Origin of the sequence: Kosakonia sp. CCTCC M2018092 (genome assembly GCF_003864115.1) — a bacterium.
Lineage (GTDB): Bacteria > Pseudomonadota > Gammaproteobacteria > Enterobacterales > Enterobacteriaceae > Kosakonia > Kosakonia cowanii.
This window is the reverse complement of record NZ_CP034225.1, coordinates 2,329,790-2,350,452: the sequence shown is the minus strand read 5'-3', so window position 1 is coordinate 2,350,452 and position 20,663 is coordinate 2,329,790. Positions and strand designations below refer to the sequence as shown.

The following is a 20,663-nucleotide window of genomic DNA, read 5'->3' as shown; positions in this document are numbered from 1 at the left end:
TAGCACCGCAGCTATCCGGCCTGTTTCAGCGCCATATCGCGTAGATCTGGCTCATTAGCCCTTTCTCCGCTCTCCCTACCAGATCCAGTAGTCTGCGCAAAGTGCATCATATATTGATGCTACGCTACGCAGCACTCACACCAGGTGGGTTCAAAAAAACACAATCATATGCTGAATATGGAGAAGGGAATGTTCGCAAAAACAATTGCTCGATCGCTGGCAGTTGCCGCCTGCTTGTTTGCGCTGTCGGCGTGTGACGATAAAAAAGCAGATGAGCCTCAACAAGCCTCGCAAAGCTCGGAAGAACAAGCTGAGATCACAAAATATAACTCTTATATTGAGGCGGCTAATATGTCCTCCTCCTCATTTGGTGAGCAACTTGAGCAGTATAAAAAATATATTGCTCCTGCCTTCTCCGGAGAAAAGTCGCGGAGCGATCTCTTCTTCCCCGGTTCTGACACCACCATCCCTCGCGTCAAGGATCTGTTAGATAAAGCCCACGCGATGGAGCCAGCGATGAAAGATCTCGATGACTCGGCCACTCGCTATAGCGAAGCGCTGGGGCAGGCTGAACCCGTCAACCGCGAACTCTATAACTACATCAACTCCAAAACCTATAAAAGCGACAACGGTGACAAAGGCCGCGAATTGCAGCCGAAGTTTATTAGTGCCATGGAGAAATTGGTTGTTGCGCAGGCAGATTTCTTAAATGCCATTGATAAAAAAGACCGCGAGCGTATTAAAGCCGAATACGAGAAAACGCCGAAAGATACCGCTGCTTATTACCGCATCGGCTCTATCTACTACCTGAAAGAGAGCATGGATGCCGCCAGTGGCTTTATTAATGGCGAAGGTTTAGGCGATAAGAAAGACGCCTTTAAGAAATCTCTCGATCAGTTCAACGAAGCGCTGACTGCTTATGACGCCAAAATGCGTGAGAGCAACAAAAAAGGGTGTTCAAGCCTGATCTTCACCGCTAACTCTTATCTCTCTACCGGTCGTGATGTCATTAGTCACACCGAAGATGGCACCTACGAAAAAGAGGCGAATGAGCCGAAGCAGTTCCACATGATGCAATCTACGCAGGGAAATGATGTTCGCGATCTGATGCAGCATTACAACAACGTCATCAACGCGATCAATATCGGCACCTGCTAAGTAGCTTTTTGCTTGAATGACAAAATAAAGGAGGCCGGATTATCCGGCCTCTTTTTTTATCTTAACTTTTATCTCAACGTCAGAAGGTTTCCCAGTTATCGCCGTTCGCCAGTGCCGGGCGCTGCGGGGTAAAGGGTTTTGCCGTCGGTGTCGAGCTGCTCTGGCGCTGCGCCTCTGCGCCACTCAGCCGGAATGCACCAACCGCTTGGGTCAGACGTGCGGCCTGCTCTTCCAGCGAGGTGGCTGCCGCCGTAGCTTCTTCAACCAGCGAGGCGTTCTGCTGCGTCACATTATCCATTTCGGTGATCGCCTGGCTTACCTGCGTGATGCCTTTGCTCTGCTCATCCGATGCGGCGGCAATCTCTAGCATGATATCGGTGACGCGTTTAACGGCGGTCACGATCTCATCCATCGTTTCCCCGGCGGAAACCACTTCGCCGGAGCCCTGCTCAATCAGGCTGACGGACTCGCTAATCAACGCTTCAATCTCTTTCGCCGCCTGAGCACTGCGGCTTGCCAAAGTACGCACTTCGCTGGCAACGACGGCAAAGCCGCGACCCTGCTCACCGGCACGCGCAGCTTCCACCGCGGCGTTGAGCGCCAGAATATTGGTCTGGAAGGCGATGCTGTTAATCACGGCGGTAATTTCAGAGATTTTGCGCGAACTGGTGGTGATATTGCCCATTGTCTGCACGACGCCGGAGACAATCTGACCGCCTTTCGTCGCTTTGCCCGACGCGTCGCGCGCCAGACCGCTGGCGTGATGCGCGTTATCGGCATTCTGCTTCACGGTTGCGGTAAGCTGCTCCATGCTGGCGGCGGTCTCTTCAATCGCTGCCGCTTGCTGCTCGGTACGCGAAGAGAGATCGGTGTTACCGGCGGAGATTTCGCTGGTCCCGCGGTAGATCTCTTCCGCACCCTGGCGCACCGTGGCAACGGTAGTAACCAGAGAGTGCTGCATGGCTTGTAAGTCGTGGCTCAGACGCCCAATCTCGCTGCGGCCTGTTGGTTCGTCCGGCAGCGTCAGATCGCCGGAGGCGATACGTGAAATGCGCTGGGCGGCGCGTTGCAACGGATTAATGACCACACGACGCAGTACGGTAAAGGTGATGATGGTCAGCACCAGTGCAAAAGCAAACGCGGCGGCCATAAAGATCAGGCCAAGCTGTGTACGGCTGTGGGCTTCCTCTTTCAGGTGCTGCGCGCGCTCGGTGCGGATCTCAATCGCTTTCAACAATACGGCGTTGTAGGCGTCGTCCAGCTGACGCGCCTGCTCGCTTTCATGGTTGATAATCGCTTCAAACATGCCGTTTTTGGCATATTTCAGCATTGGTTGCAGCCCGGCGGTGTAGGCGTCAAAACGGGCAGTGAGATCGTTATCCAGCGTCAGGTCGGCCTCGGTTTTCACCGGGCGATCCATATATTGTTTAAAGTTTTCCTGCGACTGTTTAATGCGCTTTTCCGCTTCGGCGATGTTGGTTTTCACATCCTCCATTTCGGCGATACGGCTTGCAGCACCTGCGTGAATCAATTTAATTCGGGCGACGCGAAGGTTGTTGGAGCTGTTAGATAATCCCATGCGCACCTGGATCTCCTGCGTCACATCCTGCTGATCGCGGTCGGCTTGCATCAGGAAGTAACCCGCTAATCCGGAACTTAAGGCAAATAGCACCAAAATGCCGGAAAGGATAAAGGAAAATAGGGGAACCAGGCGAATATTGTGCATAAAACCAATGCCTTGTGTTTGTTGCATTGCTGCTTTGTTATCCATGGCGTCGACTCTCGTATTAGTCTGCTAAGTACAAAGGAATGATATATAGGCATCGGCAATAATTGGATTTTTCTTATGGTGAAAAGCGCAACGGCGGTCACAGATTTGGAGTTTGGTTGCGCCAGCGGAGGGCCCGCTGGCGCGAAGGGAGATTACTTTTCGCCGAAATGGATAACGGTACGGATCGATTTACCTTCATGCATCAGATCGAAGGCTTCGTTAATTTTGTCCAGCGGCAGACGGTGAGTGATGAATGGGTCGAGACGGATTTTGCCCGCCATCGCATCTTCCACCATGCCCGGCAGCTGGCTGCGGCCTTTGACGCCGCCGAATGCGGAACCGCGCCATACGCGACCGGTAACCAGCTGGAACGGACGGGTGCTGATCTCCTGGCCTGCGCCCGCAACGCCGATAATGACGCTTTCGCCCCAGCCTTTATGGCAGCACTCAAGCGCCGCGCGCATGACATTCACGTTGCCGATACACTCAAAGCTGTAGTCAACGCCGCCATCGGTCATTTCCACAATCACTTCCTGAATCGGGCGATCGTGATCTTTCGGGTTGATAAAGTCGGTCGCGCCCATCTCTTTCGCCAGCGCGAATTTGTCCGGGTTGGTATCGATAGCCAGGATGCGGCCCGCTTTTGCCTGTACCGCGCCCTGAATGGCCGCAAGCCCAATACCGCCGAGACCGAAGATGGCAACCGTATCGCCCTCTTTCACTTTCGCCGTGTTGTGCACCGCGCCAATACCAGTGGTAACGCCGCAACCCAGCAGGCAGACCTTATCCAGCGGCGCTGCCTCGTTGACTTTCGCCAGCGAGATCTCAGCGCAAACGGTGTATTCACTGAAGGTGCTGGTGCCCATGTAGTGATAGATCGGCTCGCCGTTATAGGAGAAACGGGTGGTACCGTCCGGCATCAGACCTTTACCCTGCGTGGCGCGCACGGCCTGGCAGAGGTTGGTTTTGCCCGATTTACAGAATTTGCACTCGCCGCACTCGGCGGTGTACAGCGGAATAACGTGGTCGCCCGGCTTCAGGCTGGTGACGCCCTCGCCCACTTCCACAACGATACCGCCGCCTTCATGGCCGAGCACCGCCGGGAAAACGCCTTCCGGATCGTTACCGGAAAGGGTAAAGGCATCGGTATGGCAAACACCGGTGTGCGTAATGCGTACCAGTACTTCCCCTTTTTTCGGTGGCGCAACGTCGATTTCGACAATCTTGAGGGGTTGGCCTGGCCCGAAGGCTACAGCTGCACGTGATTTCATCTCGCTTTCCTTTTTATGTATACGGTGTTGCTTATTTTAGATAAGAGCGTAGCAGATGGCCGACTTCTGCCATCCGCACTGCGCGCTGGTCGGCGGTAGTTTCTCCGGCGACCAGCTCGTCTTTCAGGTGAATTTCAACCATTTCGCCCATCAGGCCGTTGGCTGCGCCGCGCACGGCAGCGATTTGTTGCAAAATTGCGATGCAAGGTTCGCCGTTTTCCAGCGCCCGCTCCAGCGCGTCAACCTGGCCGCGAATACGCCGCACCCGCGTCAGCACGCGTTTTTTATCTTCAGGTGAATGGGGCATACAACCTCCTGGATACTATAGGGGGGTATGGTAACTTAGCGGCGATGGTCATGCAAACGAACGTTTGTAGGAAAAAAAGAGTATGGCTGTAAAAGCGCTGGCGCGGTAAATGCGTTAATTATCCTGCTCGTCGGTTGACCCACTGTGGGATTAATTATGAATTGATCTCTCGGTAGCATCACAAAAGATAATAGTTAAAGGGGACTTTTCGCCTGTCAATCAAATAACCATATATTAACTCAGGTTATTAATTTCGCATGACACTCTTCCCGTTAGCATGTTTCAGCGCACAACTTAGCGTAAAAATTTTTAAATATTATTATCGTTTAGCATATTGAACTTAAATTAACGTTTCGCTTAGGTTCTTTCTATATTGTTTGCTAAGATTCTTCCTGGCGAATGAGTAGATATTATGTAAGGAAGATGTATGCGCTGGAATATTACGGATATGTTAGTTTCCCCTGCCACGGGTACGGCATTTGCTCTAGCCAGGACACAGCAGGACAAAGCGGTGATCGTCTGGTACCGGGGCCACTATTTCCTGCGCCCGGGAAATATATTAGTTACTGATTCAAAAGGAATTATCATGGATGGCAGAATGCATGAATTCAAAGTTATCCATACCATGCCCTATTTCCCAACCATCTGGAAAACTTTAAAAAATAGTTGCTCATGTCCAGGGAATGATAATATTTCTTTGCGCGAATGTGATAAACAAAACGAATGCTTATTTCCGCTGTGCCCCTATGGGATAAAACTTTCAACCTAGGCGCTTTCGCAGTGGATATATTATATTTCACTATAAGAATATATCGATCATTTTATAACCCGGCGAGATAATTCCCACCGGGCATTATTTTAACGTTTTAAAGGTTGTCCGGCCGTTTCACGGGCGCGCATCACGGTGATGAAGGTGATTAACGCAGCCCCCATGACATAGAAGGCGGGTGAAAACTTATCGCCTGTCGACGTGATAAGCCACGCGGAGAACCAGGGCGTGATGCCGCCAAAGAAGGCCACGGCAAAGTTATAGGCAATCGACAGGCCGCCGTAGCGCACGTTGGTAGGAAAGAGCTCCGCCATCGCTGCCGTGCATGCGCCATCAAACGCAGCGATAAACGCGCCGAGCATTACCATTGCCAGCACCGCTGAGAGCACATCACCGTTCGCCATGATCATCATCGCCGGGTAACTCAGCAGAATAAACCCCGCACAACCCGCCAGCATCAGCGGCTTACGACCGTACTTGTCAGAGAGATAACCCATAAATGGCACCAATACCGCAACGGAGAAGAGGCCGATAGTGGTGATGGCGTAGGCATTAAGTTTGCTGAAATGCAGCTCGGTGGCGAGGTAGCTCGGCATAAACGTCTGGAGCGTCCAGTGCCCTACCGCTTTGATCACCACAAACCCGACACAGAAGAGCAGCGCGCGCCAGGCGGTGGTTACCGCTTTGCGCAGCGGTGCGGTTTCAATCTGCCCGCTTTTCATCGCCTCAAGAAACTCTGGCGAATCTTCCAGATGTCTGCGCAGATAGAGCCCCACCCAGCCGAGCGGCCCGGCGATAAGGAAAGGAATGCGCCAGCCCCAGTCGTTCATGGTGCTCTCGCCCAGCGCGGCGGTCAGCAGAAATACCAGCCCGGAGCCGACAACGAAGGCCATAAAACCAAAGTTGTCGATCCAGCAGGTGAAATAACCGCGTCTGGCGGTCGGTGCGTATTCTGCCAGATACGTTGTTGCGCCCGAGCTTTCACCGCCTGCGGCAAAGCCCTGCACCAGGCGGGTGATCACCAGCAGTACCGTGGCGGTAATGCCAATCTGGTGATAGGTCGGCAGCAGCCCCATGACAAACGTTGCGCCCGAGGTGAGCAAAATCACCGTCGCCAGCACCTTCTGTCGACCTTTACGATCGCCCAACGAGCCGAAGAACAGCCCACCGAGCGGGCGCATGATAAACCCGGCGCCAAATACCGCGAACGAGGAGAGCAGTGCAACGCTGGGGCTGGAGGATTGAAAAAATTGCAGACCGATAATCGCCGCCAGCGTGCCGTAGAGGCCGAAGTCGAACCACTCCACAAAGTGACCGATGCCGGTGGCGAGCAGAACTTTACGTAATTTGCGCGATCCGCCGGCCTGCGCATCGGCAGCCACCCGGTCGAGTGATTCCTGTACTGGCTGTGTCATTTGCCTCTCCCGCTTTCGATAGTGTTTCTATTATAGATATACTATCTACACTGCTTGTTCGAATTTCGCCCACAGGCGATGATAGAAAATGTGATTTCTCCCCAGCTTTTTCTTACAAAAATCAGGCGGGATCACAGCATTCTGGGGCAAGTTACGCAAAAACGGTTAAGGAATTTCGCAGGATATGCAGCCCGGTCACGGATGTCACCGGGCAGAAGGCGTTATCGTTCGCGCTTTTTCGGCATCATGCGCAGCAGCGTATTGTCTTTGAAAATGTAATGGTGCAGCAGGGCGGCAGCGGCATGCAGGCCAACAATAAAGTAACCGAGCGTGGCGAGAAGCTCATGGTACTCCTTAAGCGTGTCGACCAGATCGAAATTAGCCTCGGCAGCGTGGGGCATCGGCAGGCCAAAGGCGATCCACGGGCCGCCGCGGTTATACATCATCAGCAGGCCAAGCAGCGGCAAGGCGATAAACAGCAGATAAATCGCCAGATGCCCGAGGTGCGCCAGCCCGGTCATCATCGCGGAGGGTTTAGGCGCAATAGGCGGTGCCGGATGTTTTAGCCGCACCAGTAACCGCGCAACCATCAGCACGAGAACAGAGATACCGCATGAGACGTGGACAATATTGAAATATGGCCGGTAACTGCGCGGCGCAAACCCGCGAAACTCCATGGCGCAGTATGCGCCGACGACCAGCAGCACCACCAACCAGTGGATGGCGATCTGCGGGCCGGAATAGTTGCTACGCATATGAAACCCCTGAAAGAACGAACCGGCTTTCAACATAACGGGGTTTCCTTAAAAATTCATTAACTTTTCTGTATCACTTTTCAGCCACTTAGCGCTTACGCGGCGCGCGTGGTTTGCGCAATAAAACCCGACAACGCAATACTGAATAAGCACAAAACAAAAGGAGCCTGTGTGGATAAGCTGACGCCGCAAACACTACTGAGTTTAATGGAGGACGCCGTCGCGCGCGCCATCACGTTTCCCGTCTGGCCGCAGGGCGAAGCGCCAGGAGCGAAGGTCAGCCCGGTACAGTTTCAGTTGGAAAAAGAACATACCGGCCCCTCGCCGTTCGATCGCTCGGTGACCGGCGTGCGGGAACCTGAAATCACCGTTTATGCGCCACAGCATCCCAACGGTGTCGGCATTCTGGTGACGCCCGGCGGCTCTTACCGCCGTGTGGTGCTGGATAAAGAGGGCAGCGCCCTCGCCCCCTTCTTTAATGAACGCGGTTATACCCTGTTTGTGATGACTTACCGCTTCCCCGGCGATGGTCATGCCGAGGGAGCAGACGCGCCGCTGGCGGATGTGCAGCGGGCAATGCGCCTTATCCGCGCCCAGGCGGAGCGCTGGCAGCTTGATGCGGACAAACTTGGCGTGATGGGTTTTTCCGCTGGCGGCCACGCGGCGGCGAGTCTCGGCACACGTTACAACGATTCGGTCTATACACCGCTGGATGCTATCGATGAGCAGAGCGCGCGCCCGGCGTTTATGGCGCTGGTCTACCCGGTGATCACTATGCATGCCGATATCGATCACCCGATGTCGCGCCAGCAGCTGATTGGCGATACGCCCGATGAGGCGCAGATCCGCCGCTACTCTGCCGAAGAGCAGGTCAGCAGCCAGACGCCGCCGACTTTTTTGCTGCATGCGGTCGACGACCCGGCGGTAAAAGTGGAAAACAGCGTGGTGATGTTCTCCGCGCTGCGCCGCATGGGCGTGCCGGTGGAGATGCATCTGTTTGAGCAGGGAAAACATGGGTTTGGTATTCGCGATGCGCTGGGCTTGCCGGTTGCCGTCTGGCCGGAGTTGATGATGGCGTGGATCGAAACTAAGGTGTGAAAACGCCCCCGCGTGCTGCGGGGGCAGGCCTATCACGATTGCAGATAAACCACCTGGGTTTGCAGGTATTCATTCAGGCCGTGGCGGCCATCCGCGCCGCCAATGCCCGATTTGCGCCAGCCCGCGTGAAAACCCTGCATCGCTTCGAAGTTCTCGCGGTTAATGTAGGTTTCACCAAACTTCAGCCCGCGCACCGCTTTCATCGCCTGGTTGAGATCGCGGGTGTAGATCGAAGAAGTGAGGCCATAGTCACTGTCATTGGCCATCGCCAGCGCTTCATCAAGCGTGTCGAACGCGACTACCGGCAGCACCGGGCCAAAGGTCTCCTCGTGCATAATCGCCATCTCCTGCTTTACATCCAGCAGCAGCGTCGGCGGATAGAAGTACCCTTTTCCTGCAACCTTTTCGCCGCCGAGGACAACTCGCGCCCCTTCGGCGACGGCGTGCGCCACTTTCTCTTCCACTCGCTGCAAGGCCGCAGCATTGATAAGCGGCCCCATCGCAATGTCGTTGCGCTGCGCCGGATCGCCAAACTGCACCGCTTTCATCGCTTCGCCGAGGCGGTTGACGAAGCGGTCGTAAATTCCCTTCTGCACATAGACGCGCTCGGCGCAGTTACATACCTGCCCGGTATTGATCACCCTGGAGTCAACAATCGCTTTCACCGCCAGCTCAAGGTCGGCATCGTCGAGCACAATCGCTGGTGCTTTACCGCCCAGTTCGAGGCACACTTTGGTAATGTTTTTTGCCGCCGCCGCCATGATCTTCTCCCCCGCGCCGACGCTGCCGGTCATGCTCACCATCGCCACTTTCGGGTTACCCGCCAGCTCCTGGCCGACGGTTTCGCCGAGCCCGAGCACCAGGTTGAAGACCCCTTTCGGTAAGCCAACCTGCTCAACGATTTTGGCGAATGCGATGGCGTTACTCGGGGTAAACTCGCTGGGTTTGATCACAATGGTGTTGCCGGTAATCAGCGCGGGCGCCATTTTGCGGGCGATAAGAAAGAACGGGAAGTTCCACGGCAGAATGCCTGTGGTCACGCCCAGCGCGCGTTTGAAGACAAAGATATTCTCGTTCGGGCGGTCGCTTTGCAGGATCTCCCCTTCGTAACGGCGCGCCCACTCGGCCATATAGTCGATGTAATCGGCGGTAAAGGAGACTTCGACATCGGCGAGTTGCTGGATTTTGCCCCCTTCGGCGACAATCAGCGCGCTAATTTCGCTGGCGTTGTCACGAATGCCAGCAGCGATTTTACGCAGCCAGCCGGCACGCTCAATGGCGGGCAGCGCTTCCCAGCCGGGCTGTGCCCGCTCGGCGGCCTCGATGGCCTGGCGAGCATCCTCTGCGCGTCCGTCGGGAATACGTGCGAGAACCTCTTCCGTTGCCGGATTGACCACATCAAGCCAGCCTTCGCCCTGCCAGCTGACAAATTGCCCATCAATAAACATCGGGTGTTGTACGGGTGCTGTCATGATCTGCTCCTGTAATAGCATTGTTTTTAAAAAGCTAACGTGTTGTTAAAAATCTATCGCCGCGGTGGGCGATGCCGAGGCTCAGGAGCAACTTTTGTGAGGGAACGCAAAAAAGCGGCGGGAAAAGCGAACAAAAAATTATGCGTTTAGGGGATGGCGCTGCCCGTTTGCGCCACAGCTGACGCAAACGGGCATTGGCCTTACAGCGCGCGCTGGGATAAGGCGTCGGTGAGTTGAGGATCCGCCTGCAGGGTTTGCCAGGCCTGCTCGATCTCCGGGGGAAACTCAACATGCGCCAGGTAATCGCGCCCGTTTGGGCCATAACCGTTTGCGTCATCCCGCAGGCGCGGCACTTCCCCCATCATCAGGGAAAGATAACGTTCAACGGGCCATAACCCGCGAACGCGGGGCTGGAAAGCCAGCCCATCCGGCGTGTTGATCAACCGTGGGGTAAAGCCGGGCCAGCTGAACCAGTGCGGTGCGTTAGTGCACTGCTGGCTGGCGCGGGCGAAGGTCGCCATCGTGCGCCGCTGCATGGTCGGGTCCTGAACAATCACCGCCGTTTTCGGCGCAATCTGTCGGCTCATCAGCAGTTCAAGACTCAAGCGGGCATTTTCACCGCTGTTGGTTGAGCGGTCTTCAATCAGCAGCTGGCTCTCATCAATCTTCCAGAACTGACGGGCGATGTCGGCGAGGATGCCCGCTTCGCCGCGCCCGGTGGTACGAATCACGTTATAGCGTGGATGGCGGGCAATCGCTGAATAGAGGAAGGTGGTTGAATGACCAAGACCGCCGCTAATCAGCAGCGGTGTTTTTTGCGCCGCCGCCAGTCCGCAGGCAGCTTCAATGGTCGGAATGACGGCATTACCCGCCAGGATCACCACATCTGCCCGCACCGGCGACGGTTTGCCGGTGAAGTCATTTTGCGCCAGCCATTCACCGAGCCTGTTTACGGCGGCGAGCGTCGACTCAGGCAGAGCGGGAAATGTTGTTTTAAGCATGGAAACCTCCTTCACATTGCTGTCTCCAGCCTAACCGCACGCCGAATACTGAAAAGCGGATCTCTCCTAATCGCGGTTTTCACCACTGAGCACCGCACAAAAAGAACACTTTTCGTGACAACGTCACGCAACGAGCGACTATTTTTGTTAGCTTCCCCTGCTACGGTGTAGCGCGTAATCTATATTTTTCTTATGCACTTGCATTGTATTTATGGGCGCACGTAGAATCGTTAGCCCCCTAACTATTCAGTAAGATAATCTTTAGGTCTTCATGCATAACCACACTCGATGTTTTTCTCTGCCGTCTATCGTTACTCATGAGGTCAAAAAGTAATGTCTGAACCCAAACGCGACCCTTACGCGCCGCGTGAATGGGCCGCTCATGAAAAGCCGATGCTGCTCGGCTCCCCTTCAACGCCCTGGCACAGCACGCCGCGGCGCATCGCCTATGGCATTGTCGGTTTGCTGGTCTCCATGACCGGCGCGCTGGGGAACGCGATGGTGACGGCGAACCTGCAAAATTTGCAGGGCACCTTTGCCGCCTGGTCAACGGAGATCGCCTGGCTCCCGGCGGTGTACGTGATGACCAACGTCTCCATCAACCTGCTGCTGGTAAAGTTTCGCCAGCAGTATGGTCTGCGGGCATTTACCGAAGGGTTCCTGGTGCTCTATGTGCTGGTCACCTTTTTCCACCTCTTTATTAATGACCTCAGTTCCGCGCTGCTTGTACGAGGTGCACACGGCATGGTGGCCGCCGCACTCAGCTCGCTTGGGATCTACTACCAAATTCAGGCCTGGCCGGCGAAGCATCGATTAAAAGCGTTGACCATCGGCATTACCGGTTCGACGCTGGCGATCCCGATTGCCCGCCTCTTCTCTACCGAACTGCTACAACTCGACGAGTGGCGTGGGCTCTATCTCTTCGAGCTGGGGCTGGCGCTTATCTCGCTGGGCTGCGTGATTGCACTGAAGCTGCCGCCGGGCGATCGTAAAAAGGTGTTTGAGAAGAAGGATTTCATCACCTTCTTTCTGCTGGCACCCGGCATGGCGCTGCTCTGCGCGGTGCTGTCCCTCGGGCGTCTCGACTGGTGGTTTGAAACACCGTGGCTCGGCTGGGCGCTGGCAGGTGCGCTGGTGTTAATCGTCTCGGCGATTGTATTTGAGCACAACCGCAAAAACCCGCTGCTTAACACCCGCTGGCTCTCCAGCGGCAGTATTGTGCGCCTCGGTCTGATTATGCTGCTGATCCGCATTGTGCTTGCCGAACAGAACACCGGGGTTTTTGGCTGGTTGCAGTATGTCGGCCTGCAAAACGAGCAGATGACCCGGCTGGCGTGGTCGATTCTCGCCGGGATTATTTGCGGGATTGTCGCCAGTTGCCTGACCATCAAGCCGCAGCGCCTCGGCTGGCCGATCCTCACCGCGCTGGCGCTGATGATTATCGCCTCGCTGATGGATAGCCAGTCGACCAGCCTGACGCGCCCGGATCAGCTGATGATAAGCCAGTTCCTCTTCGGCTTTGCCAGCGCCTTTTTTATCGCCCCCGCGATGCTGGCCGGGATTGGCGGTGTCATCGCCGAACCGCGCAACCTGGTCAGCTTCTCGGTACTGTTTGGCATGAGCCAGAATATCGGCGGGCTGATGGGCTCGGCGATCCTCGGCACCTTTCAGACGTGGCGTGAGAAGTATCATTCAAGCCTGCTGGCGGATCAGCTCACCACCCTTAACCCGCTGGTCAATGAGCGCCTGCAACTTTATAGCCAGATGTACCAGAGCATGATCGGCGACAGCAGCCTGCTCAGCGTGCAGGCGGTAACCCAGTTGCAGACCGCCTCGACGTTACAGGCGACGATACTGGCTTATAACGACACTTATATGCTGACGGCGAGCGTCGCTGCCGCCACGCTGTTATGGATTGCATGGCGTTTGCTGCGCCTGCGTATTACCGCTCGTCTGGCCCTGAAACGGGCCACGGGTAGCAAATAATAATGATGACATTACTGGAGTTCTTACTATGAGCCAGCAGGACGCAGCAGCTAAAGAGCAGGCAAGTACCCGCAGCAATGTGCGCGTGGTGTCCCTTTTTACCGCCGCGGCGATCGTGATTGTCGGCGTGCTGGTGATCCTTTACGCATGGCAGCTGCCGCCGTTTACGCGCCATACGCAGTCGACGGATAACGCCTATGTGCGCGGGCAGACGACCTTTATCAGCCCGCAGGTCAATGGCTATATCACCGAAGTGCCGGTGCAGGATTTCGTCAATGTGAAAAAAGGCGACCTGATTATGCAGATTGACGACCGCATCTATCGTCAGCGCGTCGATCAGGCGAAAGCGACGCTGGCGATGAAGCGCGCCGCGCTGGAAAACAACCTGCAACAGCGCAAAAGCGCGCAGGCGGTGATCGCGCGTAATGAAGCAGCGCTCGCCAGCGCCAAAGCGCAGAACTTGCAGGCGCAGGCGGATTTAAAACGCGTCAAAGCGCTGACGGCGGACGGTTCCCTCTCGGTTCGCGAGCGCGATGCCGCGCTGGCAACCGCCGCGCAAAACAGCGCCAATATCGCCCAGGCGCAGGCAACCCTTGAGATGTCGCGCCAGGATCTGCAAACCACGATCGTCAATCGCGCTTCGCTACAGGCAGATGTGGAAAACGCCCAGGCGGCGCTGGAACTGGCGCAGATCGATCTGCAAAACACGCGCATCGTCGCCCCGCGCGACGGACAGCTTGGGCAGATTAGCGTGCGCCTCGGCGCGTATGTTACTGCCGGAACGCATCTCACCTCGCTGGTTCCTGCTCAGCGCTGGGTGATTGCCAACCTGAAAGAGACGCAGCTGGCCGATGTCGTTGTCGGTCAGCCGGTGACCTTTAGTGTTGATGCCCTTGATGGCCGCAGCTTTAATGGCCGGGTTGAGAGCATTTCGCCCGCCACCGGCGTGGAGTTCAGCGCCATCAGCCCGGACAACGCCACCGGTAACTTTGTCAAAATCGCCCAGCGTATTCCGGTGCGCATTCAGGTGGAGGGCAAAGCCGAAGAGATCGCCCGTCTGCGTCCGGGGATGTCCGTGCAGGTACATATTGATACGCGGGAGGCGAAGCAATGAGGCGCTATCCGACACTTATCGCGCTCAGCCTGCTGCTGGCGGGCTGCCAGTCGGTGGATGTGGAACGCGCACAGCCTTCGTTACAGATCCCGGCTGCGTGGCGCAGCGAAAGCGGTCCGCTGAGTAAAGTCGACAGCATCTGGTGGCGCAACTTTCACGACAGCCAGCTCAACCGCTATGTCGATCAGGCTCTGCGTTATAACAGCGACGTGCTGGTCGCTCGCGAGCGGGTTAATGAGTACCAGGCGCGGGTCTATGCCGCCAACGGCGCGCTGTTCCCTGAAGTGGATATCGGTTTATCCGGCACCCGCGCCCGTTCGCAATCCGCCGCCACCGGTCAGCCGGTGCACAGCACGCTCTATAAGGGCAATTTAACTGCCAGTTACGATGTCGATATCTGGGGAGCCAGCCGCAGCGCATCGCGAGCGGCAGAAGCGTCGCTGGAGGCGCAAAAAGCTGCCGCCGCCGCTGCGGATTTAACCGTCGCCACCAATGTCGCCTCCGGTTATCTCACCCTGTTATCGCTGGATGAACAGCTGCGCGTGACGCGCTCGACGTTAAATGCGCGGGAAGATGCCTGGCGGCTCGCCCGGCGTCAGTATGAAACCGGCTATACCTCGCGGCTGGAGCTGATGCAGTCGGATTCGGAACTACGCGCAACGCGGGCGCAAATCCCGCAACTGGAGCACCAGATTAGCCAGCAAGAGAATGCGCTTAGCGTGCTGCTTGGCAGCAACCCGGGGGCAATCCAGCGCGGCGATTTTTCAACGCTTACCCCGCTGTCGCTGCCTGCGCAGCTTCCGTCAACGCTGCTTAACCGACGGCCGGATATCGTGCAGGCTCAGCGCCAGCTGGTTGCCGCTGATGCCGGGCTTGCGGTATCGCAGGCGAAACTCCTGCCGTCGCTCAACCTCACCGCCAGCGGCAGTATGCAGGACAATACCCTGCCCGGCCTGCTCGATAACCCGCTGCGGCTGTGGAATATCGGCGGCAGCATTCTGGCGCCGCTGCTGAACCGCCAGGCGCTGAATGCGCAGGTGGATGTCTCCATGTCACAGCGCAATCAGGCGCTCTATAGCTATGAAAGTACCGTGCGCAATGCGTTCAGAGAGGTGAACGATAGCCTCGATGCCATCACCCGGCTTGGCGAGCAGTTGAGCGAGCTGGAAGGCCAGCAACAGGTGGCGGAAGAGACGCTACGCATTGCACAAAATCGTTACCAGAACGGCTACTCCTCCTATCTGACGGTACTTGATGCGCAGCGCACGCTCTTTAGCGCGCAGCTCAACGCCGTGCAGGTGAAAAATAATCTGTTACTGGCGCAGGTGGACCTCTATCGCGCGCTGGGTGGAGGCTGGTCCGGTATGCAGTAATTCTCAACACCACCAGGAGTTATACTATGCAGCAGAAATGGTCCGCGGTAGATGAGTACTTAGCACAACAGCTTCTTCCTGAAGATGAGGTTCTGACGCAGATCCTCGCTAATAACCGGCGCGCCGGATTACCTGAAATTGATGTCTCGCCGATGCAGGGCCAGTTGCTGGCGCTGCTGGTGCGCATGACGCACGCTAAACGCATTCTTGAGATCGGCACGCTGGGCGCTTACAGCACGGTGTGGATGGCGCGAGAGTTGCCCTCCGATGGCGAATTATTGACGCTGGAGTTCGATGCGTTACATGCCGCAATTGCCCGTGAGAACATTGAATTTGCAGGTTTGACCCGCCAGGTGAAAGTCAAAGAGGGCCCGGCGCTGGAAACGCTGGAATCCCTCGGCGAGCGCCCGCCGTTCGATCTGATCTTTATCGATGCCGATAAACCCAATAACCCGAACTACCTGAAGTGGGCGCTGCACTATTCGCGTCCCGGCACGCTGATTATTGGTGATAACGTGGTGCGCGATGGCGAAGTGACCAACCCTGCCTCCACCGATGACCGTGTGCAGGGCGTGCGTAAATTTATTGAGATGATTGGCGACAACCCGCACCTGACGGCGACGGCAATGCAGACCGTCGGCACCAAAGGATGGGATGGCTTTACGCTGGCGTGGGTGAATTCGTAAAAACCTTCGCCCGGATAAGCGTAGCGCCATCCGGCGATCCTGCGCAGATGGCGAACTATTCCGTTTGCTAAAACGTGGTTAACTGCCGGATGGCGGCTGACGCCTTATCCGGCCTACAAACCCATTGCGTGCGGGTAAATTCGATACCGTAGGCCGGATAAGCGTAGCGCCATCCGGCGATCCTGCGCAGAGGGCGAGCTGTTCCGTTTGCTAAAACGTGGTTAACTGCCGGATGGCGGCTGACGCCTTATCCGGCCTACAAAACCATCGCGTGCAGGTAAATTTGATACCGTAGGCCGGATAAGCGTAGCGCCATCCGGCGATCCTGCACGGATGGCGAACTGTTCCGTTTACTAAGCCAAGGTTAACTGCCGGATGGCGGCTGACGCCTTATCCGGCCTACAAACCCATCGCGTATCCGGCCTACAAAGGCATTACGCGCTAATCTGCTCCATTGCCTGCAAAATGCGTTTATCGGAGATGGGGTACGGCGTGCCGAGCTGTTGGGCGAAGAAGCTGACGCGCAGCTCCTCGATCATCCAGCGAACCGCCTTCACCTCTTCATCGTCACGACGTGCCGGCGGCAGCTTGTTGAGCCACTGCTGCCACGCCTGCTGCACCTGCTCCACTTTCAGCATCTGCGCCCGATCGCGGTGCGGATCGACTGCCAGCTTCTCCAGCCGTTTTTCAATCGCCTGAAGGTAACGCAGCGTATCGCCGAGGCGGCGGAAGCCGTTGCCGGTGACGAAACCGCGATAGACCAGCCCATTCATCTGCGCTTTGATATCCGATAACCCCAGCGCCATGGTCATATCCACGCGTCCTTTCAGACGCTTGTTGATATTGAACACCGCCGTCAGGATCTGTTCGACCTGTTTAGCGATCTCCACCACCGTGTCGTTGAGCTCGGCGCGCACTTTCTCATGCAGCGCGGCAAAGCCCTCCTCCGTCCACACCAGGCCGCCCGCTTCATCAATCAGTTTATCGACACCGCAGGCGATGCAGTCGTCAATCAGCTCCAGTACTTTACCGTACGGGTTGAAGTAGAGCCCCAGCTTGGCTTTGTTCGGCAGCTTCTCGTGCAGATATTTAATCGGCGACGGAATATTCAGCAGCAGCAGGCGGCGAATACCGGCCCACATCGCATTTTGCTGCTCCTGCGGGTTATCGAACAGCTTGATCGCCACGCTGTCACGCTCATCAACCAGCGCTGGCCACGCCTTCACTTTGTAGCTGCCGCGCTTCTGCTCGTAGCTTTCCGGTAACTGACCAAAGCTCCAGATATGCAGCCCGCTCTGCTCAATGCCGTCATCGGCCACCGCCGAGAGCGTCTCCTGCACTTTGCCCTTCAGCTGCTCTTTCAATTCGCTCAGGGAGCGCCCTTCAAGCAGCTTCTTATTTTTATCATCCACCACGCGGAAGGTGATTTTCAGGTGATCGGGCACCTGATCCCAGTGCCAGTCGTCGCGGTCGACGGTTACGCCGGTCATGCGGCGCAGTTCGCGCTCCAGCGCGTCGAGCAGCGGCATCTCCAGCGGCGTCACGCGGCCTAAAAACGCTTCGGCATAGTTGGGCGCGGGGACGAAGTTGCGGCGCGTCGGTTTCGGCAACGATTTGATCAGCGCAATCACCAGTTCGCGGCGCAGGCCGGGGATCTGCCACTCAAAACCGCTCTCTTCCACCTGATTGAGCAGCGGCAGCGGAATGTGTACCGTCACGCCGTCGGCATCCGCGCCCGGTTCAAACTGATAGCTCAGACGCAGCTTGAGATTGCCCTGATGCCAGAAGTTCGGGTAATCGAGCTTGCTGACATTGTCCGCGCCCTCTTTGATCAGCATGCTCTTTTCAAAGTTGAGCAGATCCGGCGTTTCACGGCTCGCCTTCTTCCACCAGCTGTCGAAATGGCGTGCTGAAATGACCTCATGGCTGATGCGCTGATCGTAAAACTCAAACAGCGTCTCATCATCCACCAGAATGTCGCGGCGGCGGGATTTATGCTCCAGCTCCTCCACTTCGGCGCGCAGCTTCAGGTTGTCGCGGAAGAAGGCGTGGCGGGTTTGCCAGTCCCCTTCCACCAGCGCGTGGCGAATAAAGAGTTCGCGGCACAGCGCCGGATCGATCTGGCTGTAGTTGACCTTACGCGCGGCGACAATCGGCAGACCGTAAAGCGTCACTTTCTCCGTCGCCATCACCGCGCCCTGCGAGCGCTCCCAGTGCGGCTCGCTCCAGGAGCGTTTAATCAGATGCTGCGCGACCGGCTCAACCCACTCGGGATCGATGCGCGCAGCAATGCGCCCCCACAGACGGCTGGTTTCTACCAGTTCGGCGACCATCGTCCACTTCGGCGGCTTTTTGAACAAACCTGAGCCAGGGAAGATGGAGAAACGGGCGTTACGCGCGCCGGTAAACTCCTGCTTATCGGCATCTTTCATACCGATATGCGACAGCAGCCCGGTAAGCAGCGCAATATGAATTTCGCGGCACTCTGCCGGTTCGCTGTTCACCGGGATCCCCAACTCTTTCACCACCTGGCGCAGCTGGGTGTAGATATCCTGCCATTCGCGCACGCGCAGATAGTTGAGGTAATCGACGCGGCACTGACGGCGGAACTGGTTTGAGGAGAGCGCTTTCTGCTGCTCGCCGAGGTAGTTCCACAGGTTCACAAAGGCGAGGAAATCGGACTCTTTGTCGTGGAAGCGCTGATGTTTTTCATCCGAGGCCTGTTTCTTATCCAGCGGCCGCTCGCGCGGATCCTGAATCGACAGCGCCGAGGTGATGATCATCGCTTCACGCACGCAGCCATGTTTCTGCGCTTCCAGCACCATGCGCGCCAGACGCGGGTCGACCGGCAGTTGCGACAGCTGGCGACCGAGCGGCGTCAGTTTATAGGTGGTCTGCTGTTCGTCGGTGGCAATTGCGCCAAGCTCTTCCAGCAGGCGCACACCATCCTGAATATTGCGTTTATCCGGCGCTTCGACAAACGGGAAAGCGGCGATATCGCCCAGCCCCAGCGCGGTCATCTGCAAAATGACCGACGCCAGGTTGGTACGCAGGATCTCCGGGTCGGTAAACTCCGGGCGCGAGAGGAAATCATCCTCCGAATAGAGACGGATACAGATCCCTTCCGAGACACGGCCGCAGCGCCCTTTACGCTGGTTGGCAGAGGCCTGCGACACCGGCTCAATCGGCAGACGCTGCACTTTGGTGCGGTAGCTGTAGCGGCTGATGCGCGCAGTACCGGGGTCGATCACATATTTAATGCCGGGCACGGTGAGCGAGGTTTCCGCTACGTTGGTTGCCAGAACAATGCGCCGCCCGCTGTGCGGCTGAAAGACGCGGTTCTGCTCGCTGTTGGAGAGGCGCGCATAGAGCGGCAAAATTTCCGTATGGCGCAGATCGCGTTTATTTAACGCATCTGCCGTATCGCGGATTTCGCGCTCGCCGCTCATAAAGATCAGAATGTCGCCGGCGCTTTCACGGCCAAGCTCATCCACGGCGTCGAAAATCGCCTGGAGCTGGTCACGCTCGGTGTCATCCGCCTCTTCAACAATCGGGCGATAGCGCACTTCCACCGGATAGGTGCGCCCGGAGACTTCAATAATCGGCGCATTATTAAAGTGGCGCGAGAAGCGCTCAGGATCGATGGTCGCCGAGGTGATGATGATTTTCAGATCCGGGCGGCGCGGCAGCAGCTCGCGCAGATAGCCGAGCAGAAAATCGATATTGAGGCTGCGTTCGTGCGCTTCATCGATAATGATAGTGTCGTACTGCATCAGCAGCCGATCCTGCTGAATCTCTGCCAGCAGGATGCCGTCCGTCATCAGCTTAACGAGGGTGTTGTCGCTGACGTGATCGTTAAAGCGGACTTTATAACCAACGCAGCCGCCCGGCTCGGTTTTCAGCTCTTCAGCAATACGGTTCGCCACGGTACGTGCAGCAAGACGACGCGGCTGGGTATGGCCAATCAGCCCTTTGATTCCGCGCCCCAGCTCCATACAGATTTTCGGCAGCTGCGTGGTTTTACCGGAGCCGGTTTCACCGGCGACAATTACCACCTGGTTATCGCGTACCGCTTCGAGGATCGCCTGCTTCTTCTGGCTGACCGGTAGATTTTCCGGGTAGTCAATTACCGGACGAGACGCTTCGCGCTGCGCCACTTTCGCCGCCGCCTGTGCGGCTTCTTCTGCGATCTGTTGTAACAAGGCCTGGTGAGATTCAGGATTTTTAACTTTCTTGCTGCCCTGCAGACGGCGGGCGAAGCGCTGTTTATCGCGCAGCATCAGCGTGTCGAGCTGCGCGTAGAGATCGTTAATAGTCAATTTTTGTTGTTCAGTCATAGATTTATCGGGCAGAGCACTGCCGGGAAACTGGATCAGTTTGCAATGTGCGTAGAATAGCACATCGCAACATCCCTTTTCTTGTTCAAGAAATTCGAACATGGGCTTCGATATATTGCGCTATTCATGATTACGGATTGTGAATAGAGT

General features: G+C 56.5%; 15 protein-coding genes. 7 read left to right on the top strand and 8 right to left on the bottom strand.

The window, feature by feature from the left end; genetic code table 11:
• The first annotated feature begins 189 nt into the window (after window positions 1–189).
• Entirely contained in the window at window positions 190–1,158 is a 969-nt protein-coding gene (locus EH164_RS11260) for a YiiG family protein (RefSeq protein ID WP_124968279.1), read from the top strand.
• A 79-nt stretch (window positions 1,159–1,237) separates the two neighbouring features.
• Here the strand turns inward: EH164_RS11260 and EH164_RS11255 are convergent, their stop codons facing one another.
• The 3 genes from EH164_RS11255 to EH164_RS11245 form a co-directional block, all read right to left on the bottom strand.
• Window positions 1,238–2,929, bottom strand: coding sequence for a methyl-accepting chemotaxis protein (locus tag EH164_RS11255; protein ID WP_124968278.1), 1,692 nt, complete (start codon window positions 2,927–2,929; stop codon window positions 1,238–1,240).
• A 152-nt stretch (window positions 2,930–3,081) separates the two neighbouring features.
• Entirely contained in the window at window positions 3,082–4,200 is a 1,119-nt protein-coding gene (locus EH164_RS11250) for an S-(hydroxymethyl)glutathione dehydrogenase/class III alcohol dehydrogenase (protein WP_124968277.1), read from the bottom strand.
• Window positions 4,201–4,231: 31 nt separating this feature from the next.
• Entirely contained in the window at window positions 4,232–4,507 is a 276-nt protein-coding gene (locus EH164_RS11245) for a metal/formaldehyde-sensitive transcriptional repressor (protein WP_023478742.1), read from the bottom strand.
• Window positions 4,508–4,934: 427 nt separating this feature from the next.
• Between EH164_RS11245 and EH164_RS11240 the strand changes: the two genes are divergently transcribed.
• Complete coding sequence (locus EH164_RS11240; protein WP_023478609.1) at window positions 4,935–5,276, top strand: hypothetical protein; 342 nt, start codon at window positions 4,935–4,937, stop codon at window positions 5,274–5,276.
• A gap of 89 nt (window positions 5,277–5,365) precedes the next feature.
• Here EH164_RS11240 and EH164_RS11235 read toward each other — a convergent pair whose 3' ends face one another.
• Window positions 5,366–6,691: an MFS transporter gene (locus EH164_RS11235; protein ID WP_076769880.1), complete on the bottom strand. Its 1,326-nt coding sequence runs from the start codon at window positions 6,689–6,691 to the stop codon at window positions 5,366–5,368.
• Window positions 6,692–6,912: 221 nt separating this feature from the next.
• Window positions 6,913–7,446 (bottom strand): cytochrome b561, encoded by a 534-nt coding sequence (gene cybB, locus EH164_RS11230; RefSeq protein WP_023478751.1) that lies wholly within the window; start codon window positions 7,444–7,446, stop codon window positions 6,913–6,915.
• Window positions 7,447–7,617: 171 nt separating this feature from the next.
• Between cybB and EH164_RS11225 the strand changes: the two genes are divergently transcribed.
• Window positions 7,618–8,544 (top strand): alpha/beta hydrolase, encoded by a 927-nt coding sequence (locus EH164_RS11225; protein ID WP_124968276.1) that lies wholly within the window; start codon window positions 7,618–7,620, stop codon window positions 8,542–8,544.
• A gap of 32 nt (window positions 8,545–8,576) precedes the next feature.
• On the opposite strand, the gene aldA is transcribed toward EH164_RS11225, so the two are convergent.
• Window positions 8,577–10,016 carry an aldehyde dehydrogenase gene (gene aldA, locus EH164_RS11220; RefSeq protein WP_124968275.1) on the bottom strand — a complete coding sequence of 480 codons (1,440 nt, stop codon included), beginning with the start codon at window positions 10,014–10,016 and terminating at the stop codon, window positions 8,577–8,579.
• 200 nt (window positions 10,017–10,216) lie between these two features.
• The gene (locus tag EH164_RS11215; RefSeq protein WP_124968274.1) at window positions 10,217–11,017 is read right to left on the bottom strand and encodes a YdcF family protein; all 801 of its coding nucleotides are present in this window, start codon (window positions 11,015–11,017) and stop codon (window positions 10,217–10,219) included.
• A gap of 333 nt (window positions 11,018–11,350) precedes the next feature.
• Here EH164_RS11215 and EH164_RS11210 point away from each other — a divergent pair, with 333 nt between their 5' ends.
• From EH164_RS11210 to EH164_RS11195, 4 genes are read left to right on the top strand one after another with little or no spacing between them, the layout of a single operon-like run.
• Window positions 11,351–13,003 (top strand): MFS transporter, encoded by a 1,653-nt coding sequence (locus EH164_RS11210; RefSeq protein ID WP_124968273.1) that lies wholly within the window; start codon window positions 11,351–11,353, stop codon window positions 13,001–13,003.
• A gap of 28 nt (window positions 13,004–13,031) precedes the next feature.
• Window positions 13,032–14,117, top strand: coding sequence for an HlyD family secretion protein (locus EH164_RS11205; protein ID WP_124968272.1), 1,086 nt, complete (start codon window positions 13,032–13,034; stop codon window positions 14,115–14,117).
• Window positions 14,114–15,490, top strand: a complete 1,377-nt coding sequence (locus EH164_RS11200; protein WP_124968271.1) for an efflux transporter outer membrane subunit — start codon at window positions 14,114–14,116, stop codon at window positions 15,488–15,490. The genes EH164_RS11205 and EH164_RS11200 overlap by 4 nt, the downstream gene beginning before the upstream one ends.
• Window positions 15,491–15,516: 26 nt before the next feature.
• Window positions 15,517–16,176, top strand: coding sequence for an O-methyltransferase (locus EH164_RS11195; protein ID WP_124968270.1), 660 nt, complete (start codon window positions 15,517–15,519; stop codon window positions 16,174–16,176).
• A gap of 434 nt (window positions 16,177–16,610) precedes the next feature.
• On the opposite strand, the gene hrpA is transcribed toward EH164_RS11195, so the two are convergent.
• Window positions 16,611–20,513 (bottom strand): ATP-dependent RNA helicase HrpA, encoded by a 3,903-nt coding sequence (gene hrpA / locus EH164_RS11190; RefSeq protein WP_124968269.1) that lies wholly within the window; start codon window positions 20,511–20,513, stop codon window positions 16,611–16,613.
• Window positions 20,514–20,663: the final 150 nt, after the last annotated feature.